Below are 581 nucleotides of genomic sequence, written 5' to 3'. Positions count from 1 at the left end.
GGGGACGTCTGGGCGTCGCCCGAACCTCGGCAGAACTCGCAAGCGCCTCGTCCAACCGGTTTTAGCGGGATAGGTACTCCAGACACATATCGTCGATTCATTGACGACATCAAACGCAAAGTCGTTCCGGATCGGTGGCAGGAAGCCTATGTTTCGCCAGCCGACACCTTCCCTGATGCAGGGGTGGGGCAGTTCAAAGAACTTAGTTTTGCGAGCGATATCGGAGCTCGCGATTATCGGCTCTATATTCCGACCGGCTATAAGGGAGAGCCGATACCGCTCGTTGTCATGCTTCACGGCTGCACCCAGTCGCCGGACGACTTCGCCGCGGGAACCCGCATGAATGATGTCGCTGAGGAGCAGACTTTTTTTGTGGCATACCCAAGTCAGCCTCAATCTGCCAATCCCTCCAGGTGCTGGAACTGGTTTAATCGAGGTGATCAGGTACGTGACCACGGCGAACCCGCGCTTATCGCCGGCATTACTCGACAGATTATGCAGGATCTGAAGGTGGATCCGACGCGTGTCTATGTTGCCGGATTGTCTGCGGGTGGTGCGGCAGCGGCCATCATGGGCTTCAA

Annotated in this window: 1 protein-coding gene; it reads left to right on the top strand. The window is 56.8% G+C overall.

What is annotated here, in order from left to right; all coding sequences use genetic code 11:
- Positions 1-581, top strand: a 581-nt coding sequence (locus tag SMD27_RS24085; protein WP_379991224.1) for an extracellular catalytic domain type 1 short-chain-length polyhydroxyalkanoate depolymerase, incomplete at both ends; no start/stop codon positions are given.

Source organism: Dongia soli, assembly GCF_034044715.1.
Taxonomy (GTDB): Bacteria; Pseudomonadota; Alphaproteobacteria; order Dongiales; family Dongiaceae; genus Dongia_B; species Dongia_B soli.
The sequence above is the reverse complement of the archived record's forward strand: the minus strand, read 5'-3'. Positions and strand labels throughout refer to the sequence as shown.